Genomic DNA, 781 nt, shown 5'->3' with positions numbered 1-781 from the left:
ATTGAGTGGTGACAGATGCACTATTCAAATATGCGGTATTATCAATTGGCGCGGCGCCGCCAGTATTGCCGTTGCCATTATAAGTGACGGTGTAAGTGATAGGCGAAAAGACGGCGCTGGTAGTTTTATTGGCATTGAGAGTTAAAGAACAAACCCCGCTACCGGCGGCGAGGCAATCATTTCCCCAACCAGTAAAGCTATAGCCAGTTGCTGGTGTGGCATTTAATGCAACCAATGATCCATTCGTGTAAAACAATGAACAGTTGGCGGTGCAGGGCGTACTCACACCGGCATAGGTTGCATTAACAGTGCCGCTGCCGGTGATATTGACTGCGAGTGTTTTGCCTACATCAAACGTCGCGGTGACGGTTTTGGGCGCGTCCATTGTCACTTGGCATTGATTAGCGTTAATGACAGTACAGCCAAGCCAGTTTATTAGGAATGAATCACTATTTGGTGTGGCAGTGAAAGTGACGCTTGTGCCTAAACCAAGTTGCGCAAAACAGGTGGCGCCGCAATCAATTCCACCGACAGTGCTGGTGACGGTGCCGCTGCCCGTGCCGTTTTTATTCACAGTTAAATTAAAAGACGGGAATACTTGACCACCGCGCACGAGGCGAACGCGGGTATTAGAATTGGTTGTTCGCGGCAAATCACCAATATAGCCTTCTGAAGAATGGACATACCATACTTTATTAACATCATCAACGATGGGTGAGCTAGACCATAACGCCGCTGACGGATTGCTATTTGGAAAATAAGTGGGGTTGATTGCTGGATT

General features: G+C 48.0%; 1 protein-coding gene. It reads right to left on the bottom strand.

The window, feature by feature from the left end:
* Window positions 1-781 (bottom strand): InlB B-repeat-containing protein (locus HUK38_RS14635; RefSeq protein WP_182585051.1); only part of this gene is annotated, 781 nt, incomplete at both ends.

Origin of the sequence: Thiospirillum jenense (genome assembly GCF_014145225.1) — a bacterium.
GTDB classification, from domain to species: domain Bacteria; phylum Pseudomonadota; class Gammaproteobacteria; order Chromatiales; family Chromatiaceae; genus Thiospirillum; species Thiospirillum jenense.
Note: the sequence above shows the minus strand (reverse complement) of the source record. Positions and strands in the feature narration are given on the sequence as shown.